The organism is Bradyrhizobium xenonodulans (genome assembly GCF_027594865.1).
GTDB classification, from domain to species: domain Bacteria; phylum Pseudomonadota; class Alphaproteobacteria; order Rhizobiales; family Xanthobacteraceae; genus Bradyrhizobium; species Bradyrhizobium xenonodulans.
Genome location: NZ_CP089391.1, coordinates 6064817 through 6088574, shown reverse-complemented (window position 1 = coordinate 6088574; position 23758 = coordinate 6064817). Strand labels below are relative to the sequence as shown.

The following is a 23758-nucleotide window of genomic DNA, read 5'->3' as shown; positions in this document are numbered from 1 at the left end:
TTGCAATGGGCGTGCCTTGGCACGCCCATTGTCGTTTCAGGGCATTGTCGTTTCAGGCCAGCTTGCGCGGCAGTTCGCCGCCTTTGGTAAAGGCGTCGATCGCCTCGACCATCTGGCCGTAATGAATGCGCAAGCCGTCCTCGGTCGCGTAGCCGAGATGCGGCGTCAGCACGAGATTGTCGAGCTTGCGGAAGGGATGGTCGACCGGCAGCGGCTCGACCGAAAACACATCCAGGCCTGCGCCCGCGATCTTCCGCTGCTGCAAGGCTTCCAGCAGCGCCTGCTCGTCCACGATCGGCCCGCGCGCGGTGTTGACGAGGAACGCCGTCGGCTTCATCCGCGCGAGGTCGTCGCGGTCGACGAGGCCCCGCGAGCGCTCGCTCAGCACGACGTGGATGGTGATGATGTCGGCCTTGGCGAACAGCTCCTGCTTGGTGGCGTAGCCGACGCCGGCCGCCGCACACTTCTCCGGTGTGAGGTTCGGGCTCCAGGCGATCACGTTCATGCCGAAGGCCTTGGCGATGCCGGCCATCTTGCTGCCGAGCTTGCCGAGCCCGACGATACCGAGCGTCAGGCCTTCGATCTCGACGCCGGCAAAGGTCTGCCACGGCTCGCCTGCATGCATACGCGCATTCTCGCGGCCGATACCGCGGGTCAGTTCCAGGATCAGGCCCATGGCGAGGGGAGCAGTCGGATCGCGCGAATATTGCGTGCCGCCGATGGTGATGCCGCGCGCCTTCGCGGCCTCCACGTCGATCGCGGCGTTGCGCATGCCCGACGTGAGCAGCAGCTTCAGCTTGGGCAGCTTGTCGAACAGGCTCTTGGGGAACGCGGTCCGCTCGCGCATCGCACAGACGATCTCGAAGTCGGCCAGCGCGCTGGCTGCGGCCTGTTCCGAGGCGAAGGGATGGCTGAACACGGTGACGTCGACGCGGTCCGACAGTTTCGGCCAGTCGGCGACGTCGAGGGCGAGGTTGAAATAGTCGTCGAGAATTGCACAGCGCAGCTGCGTCATCAGCGTTCATCCAGGGCCAGAATCGACGGCGAGAGGTGACGGCGCGAGCGGGGCGCCATCGTCGGAACCGGGGCCATGGTTGCGCGCAATCAGAGCGACGCGCAAGCCGCTTGGATCTTCAAAAATCCGCTAGGAAAGAGGAGCTCAGATATCGCGGGGCTTCAGTCGCAACGGCGCATCCATGCCGTGCTTGGCGCGCCAGGCGGGGCCGGGGCCGCGCATGTAGTGCAGCTCGGGCCGGTAGGGATTGAAGGCGGTGGCGAAGAAGCGCTTCCAGAAGCCCCTGACCTCGGACACGAATCCTGACGCGTTCCCGGTTTCGGCCGGAACGGGAAAAGAGTGGGTCTCGATCAAAGCCATGATGGGCCTCGCTGTTCTCCCCGTTCATTCTGAGCAGGGGGCGCTTATGTCCGCGCATGACCGAGCTTTGGCCTGCTTTATTAAAAAATGGTTTCAATTGTCCGGATCGGGCTCCGGATGGTGTCCGCCCAGTATTCATCCGTGGTGAACGGAGGGAAAACATTGCCCTTTGGGGGCGGGATCGTTACATCGGCGGCAAGCAAATCTCCTCAAATCGAAGGTATTCGGGACCGATGGCGCGCCAGTTCATCTATTTCATGCAGGGCCTGACCAAGAGCTACCCGACCCGGAAGGTGCTCGATAACATCCATCTGAGCTTCTACCCGGACGCCAAGATCGGCGTGCTCGGCGTCAACGGCTCGGGCAAGTCGACGCTGCTCAAGATCATGGCCGGTCTCGACAAGGAGTATAACGGCGAGGCCTGGGTCGCCCAGGGCGCCCGCGTCGGCTATCTCGAGCAGGAGCCGCATCTCGATCCCGCGCTCAGCGTGCGCGAGAACGTCATGCTGGGCGTCGCCAAGCAGAAGGCCATCCTCGATCGCTACAACGAACTGGCGATGAATTATTCCGAGGAAACCGCCGACGAGATGACCAAGCTGCAGGACGAGATCGAGGCCCAGGGCCTCTGGGATCTCGACAGCAAGGTCGACCAGGCCATGGACGCGCTGCGCTGCCCGCCCGACGATGCCGATGTGACCAAGCTGTCAGGCGGTGAGCGCCGCCGCGTCGCGCTGTGCAAGCTGCTGCTCGACCAGCCCGAACTGCTGCTGCTGGACGAACCGACCAACCATCTCGACGCCGAGTCGGTGTCGTGGCTCGAAGGCCATTTGCGCAACTATCCCGGCGCGATCCTGATCGTGACCCACGACCGCTACTTCCTCGACAACGTCACGAGCTGGATCCTCGAGCTCGATCGCGGCAAGGGCATTCCCTACGAGGGCAATTACTCGTCCTGGCTGGTGCAGAAGCAGAAGCGGCTGGAGCAGGAAGGCCGCGAAGACGCCGCGCATCAGAAGACGATCGCGCGCGAGCAGGAATGGGTCGCGTCCTCGCCGAAGGCACGCCAGGCCAAGTCCAAGGCGCGCTACCAGCGCTATGAGGAGCTGCTCAAGCAGGCGAGCGACAAGCAGACCCAGACCGCGCAGATCATCATCCCCGTCGCCGAGCGGCTCGGCGCCAACGTGGTCGATTTCGAAGCGCTCAGCAAAGGCTATGGCGATCGTCTCCTCATCGACGATCTCACCTTCAAGCTGCCGCCCGGCGGCATTGTCGGCGTGATCGGCGCCAACGGCGCCGGCAAGACCACCCTGTTCAAGATGATCACGGGGCAGGAGAAGCCGGACAAGGGCACCATCACGGTCGGCGAGACCGTGCATCTCGGCTATGTCGACCAGTCGCGCGACGCGCTCGACGGCAACAAGAACGTGTGGGAGGAGATCTCCGGCGGCAACGAGCTGATCCTGCTCGGCAAGAAGGAAGTCAACTCGCGCGGCTATTGCTCGTCGTTCAACTTCAAGGGCGCCGACCAGCAGAAGAAGGTCGGCGCGCTCTCCGGCGGTGAACGCAACCGCGTGCATCTCGCCAAGATGCTGAAGTCCGGCGCCAACGTCCTGCTGCTCGACGAGCCGACCAACGATCTCGACGTCGACACGCTGCGCGCGCTCGAAGAGGCGCTGGAAGATTTTGCCGGCTGCGCCGTGATCATCAGCCATGATCGCTGGTTTCTCGACCGCATCGCGACCCACATGCTGGCCTTCGAAGGCGACAGCCATGTCGAATGGTTCGAAGGCAACTTCCAGGACTACGAGAAGGACAAGATGCGCCGGCTCGGCCAGGACAGCATCATCCCGCACCGCGTGAAGTACAAGAAGCTGACGCGGTGATGGCGGCATGATGCGGCGGGCGCTCATCGCTGCAGTGATCGTGGTCACCTGCGGATGGTCGTCCGCCCGCGCCGCCGACGCCGCCTTCACCCAGTTCGTCGCTTCGCTCTGGCCGGAGGCGCAGGCCGAAGGCGTGTCGCGCAAGACGTTCGACGAGCAGACGCGCGGGCTCGAGCCTGACTACAAGCTCCCCGATCTCATCCTGCCCGGACGGCCCGCCACCGGCGCGCCGTCGCAGGCCGAGTTCGTGCAGGTGCCGGCCGACTACGTCAGGGAAACCTCGATTGCGCGGCTCGCGGGCGAGGGGCAGCGGCTGCTGCAAAAATATCGCACCTCGCTCAGCGAGATCGAGAAGAAGTCCGGCGTGCCCGCCACCGTCATGCTGGCGATCTGGGGCCGCGAGACGGACTACGGCCGCTACACGCTGCCCTATGATCTCGTTCGCGTGCTGGCGACGCAGGCCTATGTCGGACGGCGCAAGGACACCTATCGGGGCGAGTTCATTCTCGCGCTGAAGATCCTGGGCGAGGGCGTGGTGACGCGCAAGGACATGCGCTCGTCATGGGCGGGGGCCACCGGGCTCACGCAGTTCCTGCCATCCGAATATTACAAGCACGGCGTCGATTTCGACGGCGATGGCCGCATCGACATCTGGCATTCGGTGCCGGATGCGCTCGCGTCCGCCGCGCAACAACTCGTCAACAAGGGCTGGCAGAGCGGCGTGCGCTGGGCCTACGAGGTGCAGGCGCCGGCCAAGGCGGATTGCACCAGCGGTGTGCCGGAGATGACGAAGCCGATCGGCCAGTGGTTGCGCGAGGGCTTTGTGCCGGTGCGCGGCGCGAAGCTGAGTGCCGCCGAGCAGGCGCAGCCGGCCTCGCTGCTCCAGCCGGAGGGAGTCTACGGCCCGTCATTCCTGACGACGAAGAACTACTTCGTCATCAAGGAATACAATTTCTCGGATCTCTACGTGTTGTTCGTCGGCCATCTCAGCGATCGCATGACGAGCCCGCAACCGTTCGCGACGCCTTGGGCGGCCACGAAGCAATTGCGCACCAGGGATGTCGAGACCATGCAGCGCGGTCTCACGCGTGTCGGGCTCTACAAGGACAAGATCGACGGCAAGGCCGGCATGCAGACGCGCGCCGCGCTCGGCGCCTATCAGAAGTCGGCAGGCCTCAAGGTCGATTGCTGGCCGAGCGAGGAAGTGCTGCGCTCGATCCAGGCGGCGCACTAGCGGGTCCGGTCTTCTCGACAAAAAGAAAAAAGCCCGGCCGATGGTCTCGGCCGGGCTTCGATCGCGGCGCTCATGAGCGTCGTGCGATCAGATCAGTAGCAAACGCGGACCGGGCGAACGACCCAGCCGTAGCCGTCCCAATAACGCTGGCGCTGCCAGTAGCAGGGCGGGGGCGGCGGGCCGGGCTCGGCGACGTAAACGGGTCCGCCATAGGCGGGACGGCTCGACGCGATGGCGCCGCCGACGATGGCGCCGCCGATCAGGCCGGCTGCGATGCCGGCGCCGACGCCGTCATGGGCCTTCGCGGACGGAGTGGCGGTCACCAGCGAACCGGCGATCGTCGCGACCGTGAGGGCGGCAACAAAAGTCTTCTTCATGCTCTTGGCTCTCCTGGGAGATGGACGTCCCTTGTTAGGAGCGTCCGGGTTTCAAAGGTTCACGCACACTCTGATGAAATTGACCGTGCAGCTAGGAAGCGCGCAATTGGTCAATCCACGGTAAACGCACACGGAGCTGTGACGAGAAAAAGCGGTCTTTTTCAGGCCCCGAGATGAACGGCGCATCCGTAGTGAATCGGTTTAGGGCGACTTAGCCGCAGACCCTCACGCGGCGGACGCGCCAGGCATAGCCGTCCCAGAAGCGCTGCTTCTGCCAGACGCAGCCGCCGCCGTAATAGTCGTCGGCGACATAGCCGGGGCTCGGGGCGTAATAGCGGGGCGGGTAGTAGCCGGGGTCGTAATAGCCCGGCCCGGGTCCGTAATAATACGGAGAGGCGATCGCGCCGCCGACAATGGCGCCGCCAATGATCCCGGCCGCCACGCCGGCAGCGACGCCGCGCTGCGCATGGGCTGGCGTTCCGGCCCCAAGCGCCAGGATGGCAACGGCAGCAACTGCCAGGAGCGATTTTTTCATTGGCTTGACCTTTCGCACAATCACGCGGGAACTCTTTGGGGGCAGAGTTCCATACTTCGTTTGAATGATCAATGAACGGCACCTTTGCCGGTGCGACCAATTGGTGTGGATCGCAGGTCCACCAGGGAGGCAACGGATGGGTAATGCGATGATCAATGCCTTGATCGCTGCCGGCGTCATTTTCGGGATTGGCTATGGCTGGTTCACCTATCTCCAGAACCGCGGTCGGCGCTCGCGCGCGGGAGCCGGGAATGACGGAGGCAGTAGCGGCGACAGCTATTCAGGGACCAGCGATGGCTTCTCGCTGGGCAGCTGGTTTTCCAATGACAGCTCGGGCAGCTCGACCGACAGCGGCAGTTGTTCCAGCAGCGATAGTGGCAGCAGCGGCGGGGATTGCGGAGGCGATGGTGGAGGCGGTGGTGGCGACTAGGTCGGCCGCAATCTTGATCCAGCGCAACACCTTGTTTTAGAGCCGTTCTAGGCTGTTTCCGGGCCAGTTTGGAATAGCTTCAAATACCGGTTTTTCCCTTTGCATCCGGACGGCCCCTTAAATATCGATGATGGCGCATCACCGAAGGGCCTACCGCTTCCATGATCGTTTGTTCCTGTAACGTGCTGAGCGATGACGACATCCGCGCCGCCGTCGCCGAGTCCGACGATGCCGTGCGTTATGCCAAGCAGGTCTATGGATGCCTCGGCTGTAGCGCCGAATGCGGCCGCTGCGCTCGCACGATCAAGACCATCATCGACGAAGCGCTTGGCCCCTGTGCCAAATCCTGCTGTTCCGGCTGCCCGCACAGCCACACCGTGGCCGCCAATGACGAGACGGCCGAGCCCGCCCAGTTCGCTCTCGCGGCCTGCTGAGGACTTCCGCAATCTCGGCTGAGCTTTTCCCCGGCTGCATCCCCGCAGCCGGTTGCCCTCGTCCCCAAAGTCATTTAGAAGCGTTCTAAATTCGGTTTAGGGCCGAATTGGACTGCAAGAGCTGGAGTGAACCATGCAGGGCGACGCAAAAGTCATCGACTATCTCAACAAGTCACTGCGTCACGAGCTGACTGCGATCAACCAGTACTGGCTGCACTACCGCTTCCTCGACAATTGGGGCCTCCTCGACATGGCCAAGGTCTGGCGCAAGGAGTCCATCGAGGAGATGGAGCACGCCGACAAGCTCACCGCGCGCATCCTGTTCCTCGACGGCTTTCCGAACATGCAGGTGCTCGATCCCCTGCGCATCGGCCAGAACGTCAAGGAGATCATCGAATGCGATCTCGCCGCCGAGATGAGCGCGCGGGCGCTCTACCAGGAAGCGGCCACCTACTGCCACGGCGTCAAGGACTACGTCACGCGCGACCTGTTCGAGAAGTTGATGAGCGACGAGGAGCACCACATCGACTTCCTCGAGACCCAGCTCGACCTGATCGGCCGCATCGGCCTCGAGCTCTACACCCAGAAGCACGTCGGCGGGCTCGAGGGCGAGGGGCACTAAGCTCCGGCTGTAGCCGCGCACTCCCATGTCGTCCCGGCGAAAGCCGGGACCCATACCGCGGAATCTTTCCGTGGCATGACGTGGCTAGTACCACGCAACAAATGACTTCCTGTGGTTATCGCGGCGAGCGCAAGCGCTCGCGCGGAGTTCCCGGATCAGCGCTCCGCTTCGCTGCGCTTGTCCGGGACGACAGCTAATCTTGTCGCGTACGCCTAAAGCTGCGTCTTGTAGAGTTCTTCCACGATCTCCTGACTCTGCGGCTCCCCGAGGCTGGTCTGCTCGTGGACGATTTCGACGATGCTGGGCATGACCGAGCGCTGCACCTTCTCTCCCGACCACAGCTTCGAGCGCATCAGCGCCTTGCCGCAGTGAAAATAGACTTCGCTGACGGCGACGTTCAGCACCGCGCGAGGCGGCTTGCCGAACTCCACCATCGCGGCGAGCAGGTCCGGATCGGCCGACAGCGTGCCGCGTCCGCCGACGCGCAGCGTCTCGTCGATCCCCGGCACGAAGAACAACAGATGCACGAACCCCGAGCCTTCGACGACGTTGCGAAAACTGTCGATCCGGTTGTTGCCGGAGCGGTCGGGCATCAGCAACTGGTTGGGACCGGCGACGTGGACGAAGCCGGTGCCGCCGCCGCGTGGCGAGGCATCGACGCTGCCATCCGCCCCTGATGTCGCGAGCACGCAGAACGGCGACATCTCGATGAACTTCTTCGCATGTGCATCGATCGCGGGACGCGCTTTCGCGATCACGCGCGGGCTCGGCTTCGCATAGATGGTGGCGAGGTCTTCGGCGCAAAGGTCGGTCACGAAGGTCTCCCTGATTGAGGGGCATCGGCGAGATCGGATTCCATCGGCAAAATAGCATGCGTGGCCTGGAGTAGCCACTGGACTGCGCTCCGATCGGGACCAGGAACGCCCGGATGGTGCAGGTAGCGCTGATCCGGAATTTCGCTTATAACGCGTGACGTATTTTATGGCTTTTCAAGGAAGGAATTCGTCATGGCCCCAACGCAGGCAATGCGGGTCGCGGGCGATCGGCCGCGCCGTCGCAAGCATGTCCCGGGACAGTTGATCGTCCGGTTGAAGCCCGCCGCAGCCCGGCAGATCGCGGCGACCTCACTTCAGGCGACGACGCCACGCGCGCTGATGGCTGCGATGCCCGATGACGTCAGAGGTCCGATCGATTTCCTGCACGACAGTCTCGGACTTCAGTCGATGAAGCCGCTGTTCGTGGTCGGCGGCGACGATGCACCCGCGCAGTCGCGGGCGATGGCTGCGGTTCATCGCTCGATAGCACGCTCCGCAACGTCGGCGCCGCGGGAGGCGCTGGCCGGATATCAGATCGTGCAGGTGAAGGACAGAAAGATAGATGCAGGCGTCCTGAAGCGCCTGCGTGCCTCCAGGGCGATGGATCTGGTCGAGCCCGTTCCCAACCGGTGGCTCAGTATCGCCGCCGATCCCATGAAGATTCGGCAGTGGGGGCTTCGCGCCATCAGATGGTTCGATCGACCGCGGCCGGGTGCGGGACGGGTTCACGTCGCTGTGCTCGATAGCGGGGTCGACGCCCGACATCCCGATCTCGCGGACGCGATCGAGGAATACCGTCACGACGGCAACGGAGAGCGCGATTTTCTCGGCCATGGCACACATGTCAGCGGCACGATCGCGGCCGTGGTCAATAACTCGGCCGGCATCGCGGGCGTGGCCAATTGCCGGCTGCACTGCTGGAAGGTATTCGACGATCCCAAGCGGGCAGGCGACGACGAGAACTTCAACTTCGAATTCTATAGCAAGGCGCTCGCGGCCGCGCTCGATTCCAACATCAAGGTCATCAACCTCAGCATTGGCGGCGAGGATCACTCGAAGGCGGAAGCGACGATCTTCGCCGAACTGATCGATGCCGGCGTCGTCATCTCCACCGCGATGGGCAACGAGTTCGAGGACGGCAATCCGAAGGAGTATCCGGCGGGCTACGCGGACACGATCGGCGTCGGCGCCGTCGATGAGTCCCATCGCCGCGCCTCGTTCTCCAATACGGGGAAACACATCAAGCTGGTCGCGCCGGGTGTCAATATCCTGTCGACGGTGCCCCGGGTGAAGGCCAGCTTCGCCGATCACACCGACTACGATTCCTGGCCCGGGACCTCGATGGCAACGCCGCATGTCACGGGCGCCGCTGCACTCGTCTATATCCACAGGCCGAAATCCAGGGCGGCCGGACTTGCGGTTGCCAGGCGCCTGATCGCGACTGCGACGAAATTGCCGGCGATGCGGGGACGGGACTTTACGCCGGAATACGGCGCCGGCCTTCTGGACGTTGCGGCTGCGATGCCCCGCGCCAAGGCGGCAAGGAAATCGGGCAGGAAGACCGCCAAGGCGAAGCCGAAGAGAAAGGCGCGAAAATAGACTCCACGATCTTGATCGGGCGCCGCGAACAGCTAGCTTCTCAGCATGTCCGTGCAGTTCAAATTCCACGATCGCGTCGATCAGCGCCGGCGGCGCGAGATCATCAAGATGCTCGGCGATGCCGGCTATGCCGCCGAGAGCCTGTTTCCGGGACAGAAGCGGCAAAACCTCGCCGCGATCTTCACCGTCGCCGAGGCTGACGCCAAATCGGTTCGTGCGGCGCTCGATGATTTCGGCGATGACATCGAGTATGTCGAGGCCTCGCCCCAGCGAGATCTCAAGGCCTGACTTGCCTACACGGCATCCGCCGGTACGAAGCAGCTGATGATGATCGCGCCGCGGTGGTGGACATACCACACTACGGCCTGGCCGACCGGATTGCCGCGATCTCGGATGATGGCGCGTTCGGGCACCTCCATCCATTGTCCTTCGATCGGCACCCAATAGGCGCCGTTACGTACGTCGTAGTCGGTGCGATGGCCGTCGGAAATGTCGCAGCACGGGACGCCGTTCGGCGCGATCACGCTCTTGAACCAGGCGCGGATGTCGGGCGGAACGTGGTCATATTGGCCGTTGTCGAACGCGAACGCGGCGCTCGTCGACGCCGTCATTGCGGCCAGCCAGACGCACAGTGCGAGCCTGTGCATGCGATCCTCCTCGTCCCGTCGTGATTCCGGTTGTCACGATTAAGCCCGAGCTGTCGGCGCATTGCATGCTCAAATAATATGCGGCGCCAGAAGCGCAGCGCATGATGCGATGCGGTATCATCTTCGCTATCGCGTCTCGATCGACGTGAGCAGAGTTTTCGGTGCGACGTTGCGCCAGGCTATCTCAAGCGCACTCCGCAGCGTCACCGGATCGGTCTTCGCCAGCTTCACATTCGTGCTGCCGCTCTTACCCCAGGCGCCGGGCACGGGGCGAAACATCTCCGGCTCCGCGTCGACGAGCATGGTCTGCTGGTCCGGAGTGAGCTTTACCATGCCCCATGTGTCATCGGGATAACCCAGCGTCGCGAACACGCGCTTGCCGACGCGGAAGTCGGCATGGCCGTGATGCGCGCCCTCGATGACGCCGGGAAGCGCCAGTGCAGCCTTGCGAAAACGGGCTTTCGACATGCTGTCTTGCTGCTCGCCTACATCGTCCGCTGCGGCGCCGTTTGCAGCAATTGCCTGACCTGCTCGACGTAGAATTTCGCGTTGCCGGTGGTGCCGTGCCCGCGTGTCTCGGTGCTTGCAGGGATGAGATACAGGCGGCCGTTCTTGATTCGCTTCATCGCGGCGTCGGTGAGGCCCGTCTCCGGCGGATTGCGCTCGTCGTCGGCGGAATTGATCAGCAGCAGCGTCGCCTCGATCTGCTCGAGCTTCTCGCCGGCGTTGTAGTCTTGCGAGGAAGCCCATTGGTAGACGAAGTCGTTGGCATCCGCCGTGATCGGCATCGCCAGCCGCTCGTCGACGATCTTGTCGGCCTTCGCCGCGGTCGGCGCCTGTTGCTGATAGGCCAGCGTGCCGCCGATGCTGGCGATGCCGTAGGCGGTGATGGCATATTTCATCATGCGCGGCTGGCTGGTGTAGTTGCCGCCATTGTAGTCGGGGTCGTTGCGGATGGTGTCGAGCATGATCCGCCGCATCATCCAGTTGCGCGACGCCATCTCGGTCGGCTGCGAGGCCATCGGGATCAGCGCGTCCATCGCCTTCGGATATTTCTCGCCCCACAGCCAGGTGTGCATGCCGCCCATCGAATTGCCGATGACGAGCCGCAGATGCTTGATGCCGAGGCCTTCGGTCACCAGGCGATACTGCGCCTCGACCATGTCGTCGTAATCGTATTTCGGGAAGCTCGTCTTCATGCCGTCGGACGGCTTTGACGATTTACCGTGGCCGATACTATCGGGAATGACGATGTAGTATTTGGAGGCGTCGAGCGGCTGCCCCGCGCCGAACAACTCGCCGGCGAAGGCCGGCGACAGCATGCTCGCGCCCGAGCCGCCGGTGCCGTGCAACACCAGCACGGGCTGGCCGCTGGGCTCGCCGATGGTGGTGTAGTGCAGCTTCAGCTCCGGCATGGTCTCGCCGGTGTGGAACTTGAAATCCTTGGCGATCCAGTCGCCTTGTTTGGGAGCCGGATAGTCGGCGGCTGTCGCCGATGTTGCGATGGACAGCAGAACGGCCGACAGCACCGCGCAAGAAGCTCTCATGTCTCTCTCCCCATGCGGCTCATGGTCGACGGCCGCGTTATGGGAACCTTAGCAGAACTGTCCGGAAGGATGTAGGATTTCGGCTCGGTCGATCGTCCTTGAGGCAAGCATCGGGAGAGACTGCATGTGCCGCAACATCAAGACGCTGTTCAACTTCGAGCCGCCCGCGACGGAGGACGAGATTCTCGCCTCAGCCTTGCAGTTTGTGCGCAAATTGTCGGGTTTCAACAAGCCGTCGCAAGCCAATGAGGAGGCGTTCGAGCGCGCGGTGGCTGAAGTCTCGGAGGCGGCGCGAAGGCTGCTGACCTCGCTGCACACCCATGCGCCGGCGCGCGACCGTGAGGTCGAGGCGGAGAAGGCCAAGGAGCGTTCGCGGCTGCGGTTCGGTTAGCTGGTCACGGAGGTTCCGTGATCTGGCTCACGGTGAGAGCGGCCTCGACTTGCGATGATGCCTGCCGGGGTTTTGACAGCCCGGAGACGATCATGAGCCGCCCCCTTATTCCTCTCAAAGCAGGTGCCGTCACCTTCACGGCGCTGTGGACTGCATGGATGATGTGGTGGAGCGGCTCCTACAGCAGCGTCAGCCTCGTCATCCTGACGCTGCCGGGCACGCTGGTCGGCTATCTCTGGTACCGTGCCATGCGCTGGCAGTTCGAGCGCATGGGCATGCTGCCGCGCAACGACGATTCCTCCGAGGCGTCTTGATCCGGACTCGTGTCCCGGACGCGGTGCGGAGCGACGTGCCGCTCCGCAGAGCCGGGGGCACGCAACCATTCAAACTCGGCGGCTAATCCTAATGGCCGTGCTTCTTCTTTTTCTTCTTTTTCCTCTGATCGTCGCCGTCGTCGGTCTCGTCATCGACGGCCGCCGCATCAGCCTCCTGCACCGCGGTCTCCAGCGCCGCACGCTCGGCCGCTTCCTGCTCGCGCTGGCGGCGGCGTTCGTCCCAGGCGTCGAAGAGTTGCTCGAGCCACGGCAGCACCTTCTCGATCGACGGCAGCTGGCCGGGCGGACCGGCCTCGCCGCGCGGGCCTTGCGGGCCGGCCGGCCCTTGCGGCCCCGCAGGTCCGCGCGCACCGGCTTCACCGAGCTTGCCAGGCAGGCCGGCCTTGCCCTGTGGACCAGCCTTTCCGGCAGGCCCCGGCTTGCCCTGCGGGCCCGGCTTGCCGCGCGCCCCGTCCGGCCCGCGCTTGCCCGGATGACCCTGCGGTCCCGGCCGCCCCGGCTCGCCCTGTCGCCCGCGTGGTCCCTGAGGTCCCTGCCGTTTCTGTTCGTCTGCCACGCCACTGCTCCCTCTCGCGCAAGCAAGCTACTTAGCCGCGTTTGACGACGGCAGCAATTCCGCCGACGGATCGCGGCGGGCTTGATCAACATCAATCGACGTCGCCGGACGCCGTGTCATTGAATGACGCGTGGCCAAACCCTGCGAGGAGCGACCGATGCGCGCAGCGTGGACGATGTTCTGCCTGTCGGCTGCCGTTCTTGCCGTCGCGCTCGGTCTCGCCGAGCTGCTCGTGCCCGATGTCGTGCCGGTCGCTTTTGCCGAGGAGCCGCAATCGTCATGGGCTGTCATGACAGCCTTCATGCTCCGTGCCATCGAGCTGATCGCGGCCGGCGTCGCGATCGCCGCGCTTGCGGCTCTCGCCGGCGGACTGATCCATCTCGCATGGTCACGCGCCAGAGCATGATCCGGACCCGAAGGGCCGCGCTAACGCAAAGTGCGAAGCGTTTTCCGAAAAGATCATGCTCAAACGACAACTGAAGAGCGATGACGATTCATCGTCATCTCGTCGCGCTTTAGTCGTGATACGCGGGCACCTCGATGCCGGACGCAGCATAGATCCTGATCTTGTTGCGCAGCGTGCGCACCGACAGGCCGAGCACGCGCGATGCGCGCGTGCGGTTACCATCGCAGCGGGCCAACGTCTGGAGCACGAGCTCGCGCTCGACCTCGTCGACAGTCGCGCCGATCAGCAGCGGAACGATCTGGTCCGGGGAAAGGAATTGCGCGCCCGGCTCGGACGCAGCGACATGAACAGTGGTCATCAACACACCTCCCGATCAACGCCCGCTTCCATCGTTGGAAGCGATCGAGAACAAACGACCCCCAAGCCGTAGATCTACGGTGGCCGGGTTTGGTTAACGAAAGGTTAATCGCGGACCATCGCACCAGATGACCTCAGGAATGCCGCGAAGGCGCCGCGATTGGCACGGGATGCATAGCGATGCGGGACGATCTCGTGCGCGCGAGTGCCGCGCTGCGTCTCACACCGTCCGGTATCCGCCATCCACCATCACGATCGTTCCCGTGACGTAGGCCGAGAGGTCCGACGCCAGGAAGATCGCGGGGCCGACGATGTCCTCGGGCTTGCCGGTGCGCGCCAGCGGGGTGTGATCGACGAAGGCCTGCACCAGCGCGGGATTGGTCGCGCGCACATTGGCGTTGATGTTGGTCTCGATGAAGCCCGGCCCGATCGCGTTGACGCGCACGCCTTCCTTGCCGAGCTCGACCGCGAGCGCCTTGGTGAAGCCGAGCACGCCGTGTTTCGAGGTCGTATAAGCCGCCGAGCTCGGCGTGCGCAGATGCACAAAGGACTGGATCGAGCCGATATTGACGATGCGGCCCTTGCTCGCGCGCAGGGGGCTGAGGAACGCTTGCGTCATGTTGAAGACGCCGTTGAGGTTGAGCGAGATGATGTCGTTCCAGTCCTTCGCCACCGTCTCGGGCTCGGCGGTGAAGGCGTTGCGGCGGGTGATGCCGGCATTGTTGACGAGGATCGAGACCTGCCCGACCTTGTCGGCGACCTGCTTTGCCAGCGCAAAGCAATCCTCGCGCCGGGTCACGTCGAGCGCAAAGCTCTCGGCCTTGCCGCCCGCTGTTCGAATCTCCCGGGCGGCCTCCGCGACCGTCTCGGCATTGACGTCGAGCATGACCACTTGCGCGCCTTCGCGGGCGTAGCCGGCCGCGATCGCCCGGCCGATGCCGGAACCGGCGCCCGTGACGACGGCGATGTGGTTTGCGAGCAATGCCATGACAATTTCCTCCCGATTTCTTTGTGAAGTTTCTCGAAAAGCTAACTCGAAATTAAGGGGTCGGAAACGGCAGCCTTGGCATACTGATCCTGATTGCTAAACGTTGCGCGCATGATGGAACGGCTTGAATCCTGGAAACTGGCGCTTGAGCGCCTGCGGTCGTCGGAGCCGGCAGATTGGGCCGAGGCGGGCCGGCTCGTCGCCGAGATCGCGCGGATGAGCACGGAGGCGACGCTGCGGCAGGCGGCCGGGCAGGCGCTGCCCGTGTTGCGCCAGGCCGTGGACAATGACGATCACAGCGTCACGCTGGCGGCCCGGCGCCGCATCGGCGTGATCCTCGATGTCGTGCATGATCTCACCGCGCCGCGCTTCGGTCGCCGCAACGCCATGCCGAAGAAACTGTCCAGCGAGGATCGCGCCCGCAGGATGCTAGGCCTGCCGCTCGCGGTGCAGCTCACCTGCGACGACATCAACCAGGCCTATCGCCGCGCCGCCAAGGGCATGCATCCGGACCGGGGCGGCAGCGCCGAAGCCTTCATCGACCTCGCCGCCGCGCGCGACATCCTGATCCATCCCGGCGCCCATAAGGACGCGTGAGTTTTCAGCTCGGACAAAAACGAGCGGGCAAGGACGCGAGGTCTCGCGGCCTTGCCCGGCTCTTCGTCCGCCGATCGAATTCCTACCAGGTGCAGTGGCCGTTCTTCAGCGACGCGTCCTTCAGCACGAGTGCGTCGACGAAGGTCGGCACGGTCGCGCTGACGCGGGCATAGCCGGCCGGCCACGGCGTGGTCGGGATGCTCTCGTCCCAGATCTGGCAGAAGCCGGTGTCCTGCCAACGGATCAGGTGATAGCTGGCCTCCGCAGGGCTCGCAGCGACGAACGCAGTGACGGCAAGTCCGGCGGCAGCGCACAGCATGGACATACGACGCATGATCAGCTCCTCAAAATGAATGATGTGATGCGCCTCCCGACAATGAGGGGAGGGGTGGTGCGGGGCGCTTTTGGGGATGCGCCCCGGACAAGATGTGAGTAGTTCCGTATGCCGATGAGGTTCAAAGCGCGGGGCGTGGGAAATTGCGTGATTTCGGCCGGAAAACCGGCAGCACTCTGCCAAAAGGAAAAGGGCGGATCGCTGGTGCGACCCGCCCTCGAAATCCAGTCCTTGCGCGTGACGCTCAGAGCGTGCAGCGGCGCTCCGCGCGCATCTTGATCTGGAGATCCGAAGCGGCCTGGAAGGTCGGGAGCGGCTTGCTGACGACCTTGTAGGTCGAGACGCCGATCTGGAACGGCTTGTACTTCAGGTCCTCGTTCCAGACCTGGCAGATGCCGGTGTTGTCCCAGCGGATCACGTAATAGCCGACCGCCGCGGATGCGGGCACGGCGAAGACCGACGAAGCGATGCCGGCAACGGCACAGAGGGCGAGAACGCGACGCATGAAATATCTCCTGTGGGGGAAGGGTGACCGGAAAATTCGTGCGGTAAAAGCAGGTCCTTTGCAAGCCGGGGAGCGGCCGTTCACGGATATGTCAGACGGAGTCGCGCACTTGGTTCGGCCGCGTGCCCGGCAAGCCACACGCGAAGGCATGGCTCACTTCGAAAGCGAGGCCACTGCCTCGATCTCGATCAGCATTTTCGGATCCGGCAGCGCCTGCACCACGCAGGTGGTGCGCGCCGGGTAGGGCGGCGGGCCGAAGGCGCCGGCATAGAGTGCGTTCATGGCGGCGACGTCGGAGGCGCGGGTCAGCAGCACGTTGACCTTGGCGAGGTCGCGAACGCTCGCGCCCGCCTCGTCGAGCACACGCTTGATGTTGACGACGACATTGGCGAACTGCGCCTCGAAGCCGTCAGGCAGCGCGCCATTGGCGTCGAAGCCGGGAATGCCGGAGACGAACAGCAGGTCGCCGACACGCGTCGCAAAGGACAGCGGCGGCGCCTTGACGTGCGGCGGGGGCGCGAAATGCTGGATCGGCATGGGAACACCTCGGATGGAACGGTCGCGTCGTCCGCACGAGCGTAGCGGCATGCGGGGAAGTTGCAATCGGCAACGAGAGAGGGGGCAAAAACAAAAACGGCGAAAACAACCCCATGCACAGTAGAAACCATGCGGAAATCATTGGCCTTTTCAAAATTCGGGTAGGGCGAAGTATTCGTTTGCTCCGTCGGGCAAAACAGGAGCAGAATGGCAGGGTGGTGCTTGGCCTGTGCTGCGGCCCCGAACTCCGCCGCGTGCGGCCTTAAACTCCGCTGTCATGCCCCGGCTTGACCGGGGCATCCAGTACGCTGCGGCAGACGTGGCGAGAGCGAGCTTTCCAACACGGGCCTCTGGAATGCTGGATCGCCCGGTTGAACCGGGCGATGACAGTTGAGTGCGTGGCGAAGAGCACGATTGACGTCCACTGCGCTCCATCATGTTGCCGCCGCGATCCATCGGATAGATTCAGGCCGTCTGATTCGTTTCCTCCCTTGAAAAATAGCCCCCGGAGACACCCATGAAGCTCGCTTCCACCTTTCGCGCCGCGCTGGTCGGCATTGCCGCTCTGGCCGGCCTTTCGACCTCGGCGATGGCCGATGGCGGCACCGTGGTGCTGACGATCTACAAGGCGGGCTGGATCATCGGCGGTTCCGGCGGCTCGGGCGTGCTGAACTTCCGCGGCCGCGCCTATTCGCTCTCGACCGGCGGGCTCGATTACGGCCTCGTCTTCGGCGGCTCCAAGACCGTGCTGCGCGGCCGCGTCTCCAACATCAATCGTCCCTCCGATGTCGCCGGCGTCTACGGCGCCGCCGGTGCCGGCCTCGCGGTGGGCCGCGGTGCCCGCGCCATCGTGCTCACCAACCAGAAGGGCGCGGTGCTGGAATTGACCGGCACGCAGGTCGGCCTGATGGCGAATGCGGATCTCAGCGGGCTCGCGATCACGATGCGGTAGCAGACGGTGCCGTAGGGTGGGCAAAGGCGCGCAAGCGCCGTGCCCACCAACGCCCCCGCGAACACAGACCTCATCCTGAGGAGACCGCGAAGCGGTCGTCTCGAAGGATGGCCGCGGACGAGGAGCGGGCCTGCATGGTTCGAGACGGCGCTTCGCGTCTCCTCACCATGAGGATCTTACATCGCGATCGCCGAGAGATGGTGGGCACGGCGCAAGAGCGCCTTTGCCCACCCTACGATCCCGTCACGCTCCGCTCACCATCGCATGCACCCGCTCGCAATGCGCGACGAGATTGTCGTGCGCGTCGACGAAGACCTTCAGCGGCGTCGGGATCGGAAAATAATGGATGTTGGCGATGAAGCCGTAGATGCCGGCATCGATACTGGTCGGCGCCGCGCCGTGGACGAAACCTGTGGCCGGCACGATCTCGGCCAGCACCTGCAAATCGGCGAGCCCGCGCGCGTAGGCCTGGTCGGGCGTGTAGCGGCCGATGCCCTGGAAGTGATAGCGCTGCGCGTTATACGCCTTCGCCTTCTCGAACCCCTCGGCATCGATCTGCTTGTGCTGCACGATGAAGCCGTCGCGGAACGCCGGATAGAAGCGCTCGTCCTTCCAGCGTGAATACGACATCACCCAATAGAGATCGTCCAGCATGCGCGTGATGAGGAGGTTGGTCCGCCGCTGCTCGGTCGAGAGCAGGGCATCGATGGTGAGGAGATGCTTTGCGATCACATGCGCGATGATGGTCTCGCTGTCGCCGATGGTCTCGCCGTCGTCGACGATATAGGGCAGCTGCCCGCGCGGCGCGGCGGAGGCATCGAAGATATGCTGGTGCACGAACTCTACGCCCGCTAGCTTGAAGAAGGCATAGACCTTGAGGCCGTAGCCGTTGTTGTCGGCGACGCCGAACAGGTCCGGATAGGAATAGAGGGTCAGCATGGCGGCTCCTCTGTTGGCGGAGGCCAGCATGCAGGGGTGCCGTGGCGGACGCAATGGGCCGCCGCCTCGTTTTGATGCGGCAGGGCAAGCGCAGACCATATGCCCGGCCGCTATCGCCTCCGCGATTTCGGCCCTATACTTTCGAGATGAACCGCAAAGAACTGCCCGCCGCCTACGCGGTGCCGAGCCGCCACTATCACAATCTCTCGCATATCGAGGATTGCCTGGCCGCGCTCACGCGTGTCGGCGGTCTTTCGGCGGCCGAGCGCGAGACCCTGTCGGAGGCGATCTGGTGGCACGACGTCGTCTACGACCCGACCCGGCCGGACAACGAGGAGAAGAGCGCGGAGCTTGCCGAGCAGCACGTCCGCGCTGAATTGCGCCAGGAGGTCGGCCGCCTGATCCGCCTGACGAAAACGCACGACGTGGCCGCCGGCGATCGCCTCGGGGCGATCCTGATCTCGATCGACCTCAGCATTCTCGGCACCGAGCCCGTGCGATACGACGCCTATGCGGCTGCGATCCGCCGGGAGTTCATCCATGTCGGCGAGGACGACTATCGCATCGGCCGTGCCCGGGTGCTCCGCCACTTCGCGGCACGCGAGGTGATCTTTCCCGATCCGGACTTCGCGGCGAGCTTCGACCGGCAAGCCCGCGCCAACCTCGCGCGTGAGCTGGCGTCGCTGGGGTGAAGCGATGGTTGCTATGAACGCGATGCTGCGTTGAACACCGCCAATTGCGCATCGAACGCCCGCCTGAAAGCCGGCCGCGCTTCGCCGCGGGCGACATAGGCGGCGATATCGGGGTATTCGTCCAGCAGGCCCGATGTATTCAACCGCCGCAGCACTGTCACCATCATGAGATCGCCGGCGCTGAACGCGCCATCGAGCCAGTCGGCCCCACTGATGTGGCGGGACAATTCGCCGAGGCGGGTACGGACGCGGTCCTGGAGCATGGGCAGGCGCTCCGCGTACCAGCTGCTGTCGCGCTCGAACAGCATCGCCATGGTGAGCTCGACGATCGGCGGCTCCAGCGTGCTCAGCGCGGCGAACATCCACGCGATCGCACGAGCGCGGGCGCTCGGCGCGACGGGCAGCAATCCGGCATGGCGCTCGGCGATATGGAGCACGATCGCTCCGGTTTCGAACAGGGCGAGATCACCGTCCTCATAGGTCGGGATCTGTCCGAACGGATGCAGCGCAAGATGCGCCGGTTGCTTCATCGCCGTGAACGAGACGAGGCGAACGTCATAGGGCTGGCCGACCTCTTCGAGCGCCCAGCGCAGGCGCATGTCGCGCGCCTGTCCCTTGCCGCGGTCGGGCGAGTTTTCGAAGGCGGTGATGGTGGGCGGCATATGGGCGGCTCCGGGTTGATGGCTTCGGGTCAGAGGACGAATGGCCGGAGAGGGCTCCGACAGGCTATCTCGATTTCCTGCGAGCTGCTGGGCCCAAAAAATCTTGCCCAACTGTCGGAACGTCGCGCCCTGCCGCGTCCTTGGGATTGCGGCGTGCGGTCGCGCGTCCGGCCCGAGCCGAAAGGATACAAGTTCATGACCTCCATCACGCCGTTTCTCTGGTTCGACAACAACGTCCCGGAAGCCGTCGCCTTCTACAAATCGGTGTTTCCCAACGCCAAGGTCGAGACCGTCAGCGACTTCATGGCGGTGTTCGAGCTCGAAGGCCAGCGCTTCCACGCGCTCAACGGCGGCCCGCAATACCGCTTCAATGAGGCGGTGTCGTTCTTCGTCAGCGTGGAGACGCAAGGCGAGGTGGACTATTTCTGGAGCCGCTTGATCGCGGACGGTGGCGAAGAGTCCCGCTGCGGCTGGCTCAAGGACAAGTTCGGCCTCTCCTGGCAGGTGATCCCGTCAGCGCTCGGCCGCTATCTCGGCGACAAAGACCGCACCAAGGCGAACCGCGTCATGGAGGCGATGATGGGGATGCGGAAGATCGTGATCGCGGATCTGGACAAGGCGTATGCGGGGTGAGGCGGTGACGGTCTCGTAGGGTGGGCAAAGGCGCGCTCTTCGCGCGCCGTGCCCACGTACTGCCGGCACTCATGGAGAAATCGTGGGCACGGCGCCAGCGCGCCTTTGCCCACCCTACGGAAGCCAGACCCTCATGGTGAGGAGGCGCGAAGCGCCGTCTCGAACCATGAAAGGCCCGCATCTCGCCCGCGGCCATCCTTCGAGACGCCCGCCGTTGGCGGGCTCCTCAGGATGAGGTCTGTTGGTGTTGGACGTCCAACGCAGCAATCCAAGCCGCAAGCTCCCGCCACGGCTCCAGCGTCCAGTGCCCGGACGCCGCGCCCGACGGCGACGGCAGCACGAATATCTCGGGCAAGCTCTCATCGCGCTGCTGCCGCCCGAGCGTAATCCCGCTTGACGGCCTGCCATAAAACAAGCTCGCCGCCTTCTTGCTCGTGAACGCAATCGTCCGCGGCCGATACCTCTCGATCTTGGCCCTGAAGCCGGGCACGTCGATCGTCTCCGCCGCGATCTGGTGATCCATCCCCGCGCCCGACTTGCAGAGATCGGTGAAGCCGATTCCGAGCGCGATCAGCGATGCGAACTCCTCCGGCTGGTAGCGCCGCGGCGTGATCCCGGCCTCATGCAGCGCGCGCCAGAAGCGGTTGCCGGGATGGGCGTAGTAATGCCCGAGCTCGGCCGATCGCGTCGAGGCCGCGGTGCCGACGAAGACGAGGCGGAGGTCGGGGCGGAGCTGGTCGAGGAGGCGGTGCGGAGTCTCGGGCAAATCAGTTCTGCTTATCTCCGGTCTGCGCTGATGCGGCGCACCTCAAGGTATCTAGCCTACCGGCCATTCATCCTCATAACCTGCTTCGCGCATGATCGGTGCAACGCGTTCGGTCCAGATATACCCGGCTTCGGTTCTTTCCGCGTAGCCAAGTGGAACGAGCGCGTCGAGCACCGACGTCAATCGTCCATCTTTCCCGAACGCAAGATCCCGACGTGTCGAAAATCCCCAGTATTGGGTGCCATAATCGCCAAACAAATAGATCAGCGTATAGAGCAGCTCCTTGAAAGAGGGGCCAACATCGTAATTGGCAATCGCGATGCGGAAAGCATCTTCTAATTCGCAATCGATAACAAAATAGGCTGCGCCGCCGTTCTCCTCATCGAGAGCCCTAAATACCTTCAGCTTCCAGAGGCAGTTCGCCACACTTTCAAATGTCGAATCCGATAAGTGGTAATAGACGGGCTTGGTAATCCCTGGAAATTTGAAATCCCAGCTCTTGGCCCAACCATCCGCATGGCGCGCAAGCGCTAGCGCCATTTGGCCATAGGCGTTGAGCTCAGCTTCATTCATCGTCCGGTCCGAACTAGGCTGCTCGGGATCTACGAAAGCTGAAGACATGGCGCTACCGCCTTGCGGGACCGCCATGTCTTGTTGAAAGCGTCTCCGTCCCTCACAACACCCGATTACTCTCCTTCACCTTCTCCGCATCCAGATAAACGCTGCTCCCCATCTCCTTGAACTTCTCGCTCATCCTGGCCATGCCGTCCTCGGCGGTGCCGGCCATCGACATCCCCACGCTGTTCGGGTCGTTCAGCGTCGCCGCATAATCCCGCACGTCCTGCGTGATCTTCATCGAGCAGAACTTTGGTCCGCACATCGAGCAGAAATGGGCGACCTTATGGGCTTCCTTCGGAAGGGTCTCGTCGTGGAAGTTCTTCGCGGTATCGGGGTCGAGGCCGAGGTTGAACTGGTCTGTCCAGCGGAAGTCGAAACGGGCGCGGGAGAGCGCGTCGTCGCGGAGCTGGGCTGCGGGGTGACCCTTGGCGAGGTCGCTCGCATGCGCGGCGATCTTGTAGGTGATGACGCCGACCTTGACGTCGTTGCGATCGGGCAGGCCGAGATGCTCCTTCGGCGTGACGTAGCAGAGCATGGCGCAGCCGAACCAGCCGATCATGGCCGCACCGATGCCCGAGGTGATGTGGTCATAGCCCGGCGCGATGTCGGTGGTCAGGGGCCCGAGGGTGTAGAACGGCGCTTCGCCGCATTCCTTGAGCTGCTTGTCCATGTTGATCTTGATCTTGTGCATCGGCACGTGGCCGGGGCCTTCGATCATGACCTGGCAGCCCTTGTCCCACGCGATCTTCGTGAGTTCGCCGAGCGTCTCCAGCTCGGCAAACTGTGCGCGGTCGTTGGCGTCGGCGATCGAGCCGGGGCGCAGGCCGTCGCCGAGCGAGAACGAGACGTCATACTTGCGCATGAGGTCGCAGATCTCGTCGAAATGCGTATAGAGGAAGCTCTCCTTGTGATGGGCGAGGCACCACTTCGCCATGATCGAGCCGCCGCGCGAGACGATGCCGGTGACGCGATTGGCGGTGAGGTGGATGTATTGCAGCCGCACGCCGGCGTGGATGGTGAAATAGTCGACGCCCTGCTCGCACTGCTCGATCAAGGTGTCCTTGTACAGCTCCCAGGTCAGCTTGACCGGATCGCCGTCGCACTTCTCCAGTGCCTGATAGATGGGAACGGTGCCGATCGGCACCGGCGAATTGCGCAGGATCCATTCGCGGGTGGTGTGGATGTTGCGGCCCGTCGAGAGGTCCATCACGGTGTCGGCGCCCCAGCGGATCGCCCACACCATCTTCTCGACCTCCTCCTCGACCGACGACGTCACCGCCGAGTTGCCGATATTGGCGTTGATCTTGGTCAGGAAGTTGCGGCCGATGATCATCGGCTCGAGTTCGGAGTGGTTGATGTTGGAGGGGATGATGGCGCGGCCGCGCGCGATCTCGTCGCGCACGAACTCCGGCGTGATGAAGGCGGGCACCGATGCGCCAAAGCTCTCGCCGTCGGCAAGGGCTGCTTCCGCGCGCTCGAGCTGTGCCTTTCGGCCAAGATTCTCGCGGGCGGCGACGTAGATCATCTCCTTGGTGATGATGCCGGCGCGGGCGAATTCGAGCTGGGTGATCTTGTGGCCGTCGAGGCCGCGCAGCGGCTTGTGATAGGCGCTGAACGCGCGCGCGGCCTTGTCGGCGGAGACGCTGCCATTGTCCTCCGGCTTGATCTGGCGTCCGTCATATTCCTCGACGCCGCCGCGCTCCAGCACCCAGGTTTTGCGGTTGCGGGCAAGGCCGGCGTTGACGTCGATGGTGACGGACGGGTCGGTGTAGGGGCCCGAAGTGTCGTAGACCGGCAGGTTCGGCTCGCCGGCGCCTTCGGACAGGATGATCTCCCGCAAGGGCACGCGGATGTCCGGCGCGGCATCGGGCGACGCGAAGATCTTTCGCGAGGAAGGCAGCGGGCCGGTGGTGACGGCGGGGACGGTCTTTTCGGGGTTGGAGCGGATGTTCATGGGATCCTCCTTTAATTCGTTAGATTCGCTGCGCGAGC

At 64.0% G+C, this 23758-nt stretch carries 33 protein-coding genes; 14 read left to right on the top strand and 19 right to left on the bottom strand.

Features of this window, described 5'->3' with window-relative positions; translation table 11 throughout:
- Window positions 1-52: 52 nt before the first annotated feature.
- Together I3J27_RS28960 and I3J27_RS28955 are read right to left on the bottom strand one after the other, a co-directional pair.
- On the bottom strand, window positions 53-1015 hold the full coding sequence (locus tag I3J27_RS28960) for a D-2-hydroxyacid dehydrogenase family protein (protein ID WP_270162288.1): 963 nt from the start codon (window positions 1013-1015) through the stop codon (window positions 53-55).
- A 144-nt stretch (window positions 1016-1159) separates the two neighbouring features.
- The gene (locus tag I3J27_RS28955) at window positions 1160-1375 is read right to left on the bottom strand and encodes a hypothetical protein (protein WP_270162287.1); all 216 of its coding nucleotides are present in this window, start codon (window positions 1373-1375) and stop codon (window positions 1160-1162) included.
- Between the two features lie 233 nt (window positions 1376-1608).
- Between I3J27_RS28955 and ettA the strand changes: the two genes are divergently transcribed.
- The gene (gene ettA, locus I3J27_RS28950; RefSeq protein WP_270162286.1) at window positions 1609-3258 is read left to right on the top strand and encodes an energy-dependent translational throttle protein EttA; all 1650 of its coding nucleotides are present in this window, start codon (window positions 1609-1611) and stop codon (window positions 3256-3258) included.
- A gap of 7 nt (window positions 3259-3265) precedes the next feature.
- On the top strand, window positions 3266-4492 hold the full coding sequence (locus I3J27_RS28945; protein ID WP_270162285.1) for a lytic murein transglycosylase: 1227 nt from the start codon (window positions 3266-3268) through the stop codon (window positions 4490-4492).
- Between the two features lie 92 nt (window positions 4493-4584).
- Here I3J27_RS28945 and I3J27_RS28940 read toward each other — a convergent pair whose 3' ends face one another.
- Window positions 4585-4869, bottom strand: a complete 285-nt coding sequence (locus I3J27_RS28940) for a hypothetical protein (protein WP_270162284.1) — start codon at window positions 4867-4869, stop codon at window positions 4585-4587.
- Window positions 4870-5080: 211 nt separating this feature from the next.
- Window positions 5081-5404: a hypothetical protein gene (locus I3J27_RS28935; protein ID WP_270162283.1), complete on the bottom strand. Its 324-nt coding sequence runs from the start codon at window positions 5402-5404 to the stop codon at window positions 5081-5083.
- Between the two features lie 136 nt (window positions 5405-5540).
- Between I3J27_RS28935 and I3J27_RS28930 the strand changes: the two genes are divergently transcribed.
- From I3J27_RS28930 to bfr, 3 genes are all read left to right on the top strand, one after another.
- Complete coding sequence (locus I3J27_RS28930) at window positions 5541-5834, top strand: hypothetical protein (RefSeq protein ID WP_270162282.1); 294 nt, start codon at window positions 5541-5543, stop codon at window positions 5832-5834.
- Window positions 5835-5995: 161 nt separating this feature from the next.
- Window positions 5996-6268, top strand: coding sequence for a (2Fe-2S)-binding protein (locus I3J27_RS28925; protein WP_270162281.1), 273 nt, complete (start codon window positions 5996-5998; stop codon window positions 6266-6268).
- A 133-nt stretch (window positions 6269-6401) separates the two neighbouring features.
- The gene (gene bfr, locus I3J27_RS28920) at window positions 6402-6890 is read left to right on the top strand and encodes a bacterioferritin (protein WP_027529403.1); all 489 of its coding nucleotides are present in this window, start codon (window positions 6402-6404) and stop codon (window positions 6888-6890) included.
- A 212-nt stretch (window positions 6891-7102) separates the two neighbouring features.
- Here the strand turns inward: bfr and I3J27_RS28915 are convergent, their stop codons facing one another.
- Entirely contained in the window at window positions 7103-7705 is a 603-nt protein-coding gene (locus I3J27_RS28915; RefSeq protein WP_270162280.1) for an MSMEG_1061 family FMN-dependent PPOX-type flavoprotein, read from the bottom strand.
- A 192-nt stretch (window positions 7706-7897) separates the two neighbouring features.
- Here I3J27_RS28915 and I3J27_RS28910 point away from each other — a divergent pair, with 192 nt between their 5' ends.
- On the top strand, window positions 7898-9304 hold the full coding sequence (locus I3J27_RS28910) for a S8 family peptidase (RefSeq protein ID WP_270162279.1): 1407 nt from the start codon (window positions 7898-7900) through the stop codon (window positions 9302-9304).
- A 45-nt stretch (window positions 9305-9349) separates the two neighbouring features.
- A complete protein-coding gene (locus I3J27_RS28905) occupies window positions 9350-9592 on the top strand; it encodes a hypothetical protein (RefSeq protein ID WP_270162278.1) in 243 nt (80 codons plus the stop codon).
- A gap of 5 nt (window positions 9593-9597) precedes the next feature.
- Here the strand turns inward: I3J27_RS28905 and I3J27_RS28900 are convergent, their stop codons facing one another.
- The 3 genes from I3J27_RS28900 to I3J27_RS28890 form a co-directional block, all read right to left on the bottom strand.
- A complete protein-coding gene (locus I3J27_RS28900) occupies window positions 9598-9951 on the bottom strand; it encodes a hypothetical protein (protein ID WP_270162277.1) in 354 nt (117 codons plus the stop codon).
- Between the two features lie 126 nt (window positions 9952-10077).
- Window positions 10078-10419, bottom strand: coding sequence for an MmcQ/YjbR family DNA-binding protein (locus I3J27_RS28895; protein WP_270162276.1), 342 nt, complete (start codon window positions 10417-10419; stop codon window positions 10078-10080).
- A 17-nt stretch (window positions 10420-10436) separates the two neighbouring features.
- Window positions 10437-11498, bottom strand: coding sequence for an alpha/beta fold hydrolase (locus I3J27_RS28890; RefSeq protein WP_270162275.1), 1062 nt, complete (start codon window positions 11496-11498; stop codon window positions 10437-10439).
- 124 nt (window positions 11499-11622) lie between these two features.
- On the opposite strand from I3J27_RS28890, the gene I3J27_RS28885 reads away from it, so the two are divergent.
- Together I3J27_RS28885 and I3J27_RS28880 are read left to right on the top strand one after the other, a co-directional pair.
- Complete coding sequence (locus I3J27_RS28885) at window positions 11623-11889, top strand: DUF2277 domain-containing protein (protein ID WP_270162274.1); 267 nt, start codon at window positions 11623-11625, stop codon at window positions 11887-11889.
- 92 nt (window positions 11890-11981) lie between these two features.
- Window positions 11982-12203, top strand: a complete 222-nt coding sequence (locus tag I3J27_RS28880; RefSeq protein WP_270162273.1) for a hypothetical protein — start codon at window positions 11982-11984, stop codon at window positions 12201-12203.
- A gap of 88 nt (window positions 12204-12291) precedes the next feature.
- Here I3J27_RS28880 and I3J27_RS28875 read toward each other — a convergent pair whose 3' ends face one another.
- Window positions 12292-12780 (bottom strand): collagen-like domain-containing protein, encoded by a 489-nt coding sequence (locus I3J27_RS28875; protein ID WP_270162272.1) that lies wholly within the window; start codon window positions 12778-12780, stop codon window positions 12292-12294.
- Window positions 12781-12937: 157 nt separating this feature from the next.
- On the opposite strand from I3J27_RS28875, the gene I3J27_RS28870 reads away from it, so the two are divergent.
- The gene (locus tag I3J27_RS28870; protein ID WP_270162271.1) at window positions 12938-13186 is read left to right on the top strand and encodes a hypothetical protein; all 249 of its coding nucleotides are present in this window, start codon (window positions 12938-12940) and stop codon (window positions 13184-13186) included.
- A 109-nt stretch (window positions 13187-13295) separates the two neighbouring features.
- Here I3J27_RS28870 and I3J27_RS28865 read toward each other — a convergent pair whose 3' ends face one another.
- A complete protein-coding gene (locus I3J27_RS28865; protein WP_270162270.1) occupies window positions 13296-13544 on the bottom strand; it encodes a helix-turn-helix domain-containing protein in 249 nt (82 codons plus the stop codon).
- 219 nt (window positions 13545-13763) lie between these two features.
- Window positions 13764-14531 (bottom strand): SDR family NAD(P)-dependent oxidoreductase, encoded by a 768-nt coding sequence (locus I3J27_RS28860; RefSeq protein ID WP_270162269.1) that lies wholly within the window; start codon window positions 14529-14531, stop codon window positions 13764-13766.
- Between the two features lie 111 nt (window positions 14532-14642).
- Here I3J27_RS28860 and I3J27_RS28855 point away from each other — a divergent pair, with 111 nt between their 5' ends.
- A complete protein-coding gene (locus I3J27_RS28855) occupies window positions 14643-15128 on the top strand; it encodes a J domain-containing protein (RefSeq protein ID WP_270162268.1) in 486 nt (161 codons plus the stop codon).
- A gap of 82 nt (window positions 15129-15210) precedes the next feature.
- On the opposite strand, the gene I3J27_RS28850 is transcribed toward I3J27_RS28855, so the two are convergent.
- From I3J27_RS28850 to I3J27_RS28840, 3 genes are all read right to left on the bottom strand, one after another.
- Window positions 15211-15462: a hypothetical protein gene (locus tag I3J27_RS28850; protein ID WP_270162267.1), complete on the bottom strand. Its 252-nt coding sequence runs from the start codon at window positions 15460-15462 to the stop codon at window positions 15211-15213.
- Between the two features lie 244 nt (window positions 15463-15706).
- Window positions 15707-15967, bottom strand: coding sequence for a hypothetical protein (locus I3J27_RS28845; RefSeq protein WP_270162266.1), 261 nt, complete (start codon window positions 15965-15967; stop codon window positions 15707-15709).
- 153 nt (window positions 15968-16120) lie between these two features.
- Window positions 16121-16504: a RidA family protein gene (locus I3J27_RS28840; RefSeq protein ID WP_270162265.1), complete on the bottom strand. Its 384-nt coding sequence runs from the start codon at window positions 16502-16504 to the stop codon at window positions 16121-16123.
- Window positions 16505-17021: 517 nt separating this feature from the next.
- Here I3J27_RS28840 and I3J27_RS28835 point away from each other — a divergent pair.
- A complete protein-coding gene (locus I3J27_RS28835) occupies window positions 17022-17456 on the top strand; it encodes a hypothetical protein (protein WP_270162264.1) in 435 nt (144 codons plus the stop codon).
- Window positions 17457-17699: 243 nt separating this feature from the next.
- Here the strand turns inward: I3J27_RS28835 and I3J27_RS28830 are convergent, their stop codons facing one another.
- Entirely contained in the window at window positions 17700-18395 is a 696-nt protein-coding gene (locus I3J27_RS28830) for a glutathione S-transferase family protein (protein ID WP_270162263.1), read from the bottom strand.
- Window positions 18396-18541: 146 nt separating this feature from the next.
- Between I3J27_RS28830 and I3J27_RS28825 the strand changes: the two genes are divergently transcribed.
- Window positions 18542-19087, top strand: coding sequence for an HD domain-containing protein (locus I3J27_RS28825; RefSeq protein ID WP_270162262.1), 546 nt, complete (start codon window positions 18542-18544; stop codon window positions 19085-19087).
- Between the two features lie 11 nt (window positions 19088-19098).
- On the opposite strand, the gene I3J27_RS28820 is transcribed toward I3J27_RS28825, so the two are convergent.
- Complete coding sequence (locus I3J27_RS28820; protein ID WP_270162261.1) at window positions 19099-19749, bottom strand: glutathione S-transferase family protein; 651 nt, start codon at window positions 19747-19749, stop codon at window positions 19099-19101.
- A 195-nt stretch (window positions 19750-19944) separates the two neighbouring features.
- Between I3J27_RS28820 and I3J27_RS28815 the strand changes: the two genes are divergently transcribed.
- Window positions 19945-20382 carry a VOC family protein gene (locus I3J27_RS28815; protein WP_270162260.1) on the top strand — a complete coding sequence of 146 codons (438 nt, stop codon included), beginning with the start codon at window positions 19945-19947 and terminating at the stop codon, window positions 20380-20382.
- 226 nt (window positions 20383-20608) lie between these two features.
- On the opposite strand, the gene I3J27_RS28810 is transcribed toward I3J27_RS28815, so the two are convergent.
- From I3J27_RS28810 to thiC, 3 genes are all read right to left on the bottom strand, one after another.
- Window positions 20609-21148: a mismatch-specific DNA-glycosylase gene (locus tag I3J27_RS28810; RefSeq protein ID WP_270162259.1), complete on the bottom strand. Its 540-nt coding sequence runs from the start codon at window positions 21146-21148 to the stop codon at window positions 20609-20611.
- Window positions 21149-21199: 51 nt separating this feature from the next.
- Entirely contained in the window at window positions 21200-21721 is a 522-nt protein-coding gene (locus I3J27_RS28805) for a hypothetical protein (protein WP_270162258.1), read from the bottom strand.
- Between the two features lie 100 nt (window positions 21722-21821).
- Window positions 21822-23720: a phosphomethylpyrimidine synthase ThiC gene (thiC, locus tag I3J27_RS28800; protein ID WP_270162257.1), complete on the bottom strand. Its 1899-nt coding sequence runs from the start codon at window positions 23718-23720 to the stop codon at window positions 21822-21824.
- Between the last annotated feature and the right edge of the window lie 38 nt (window positions 23721-23758).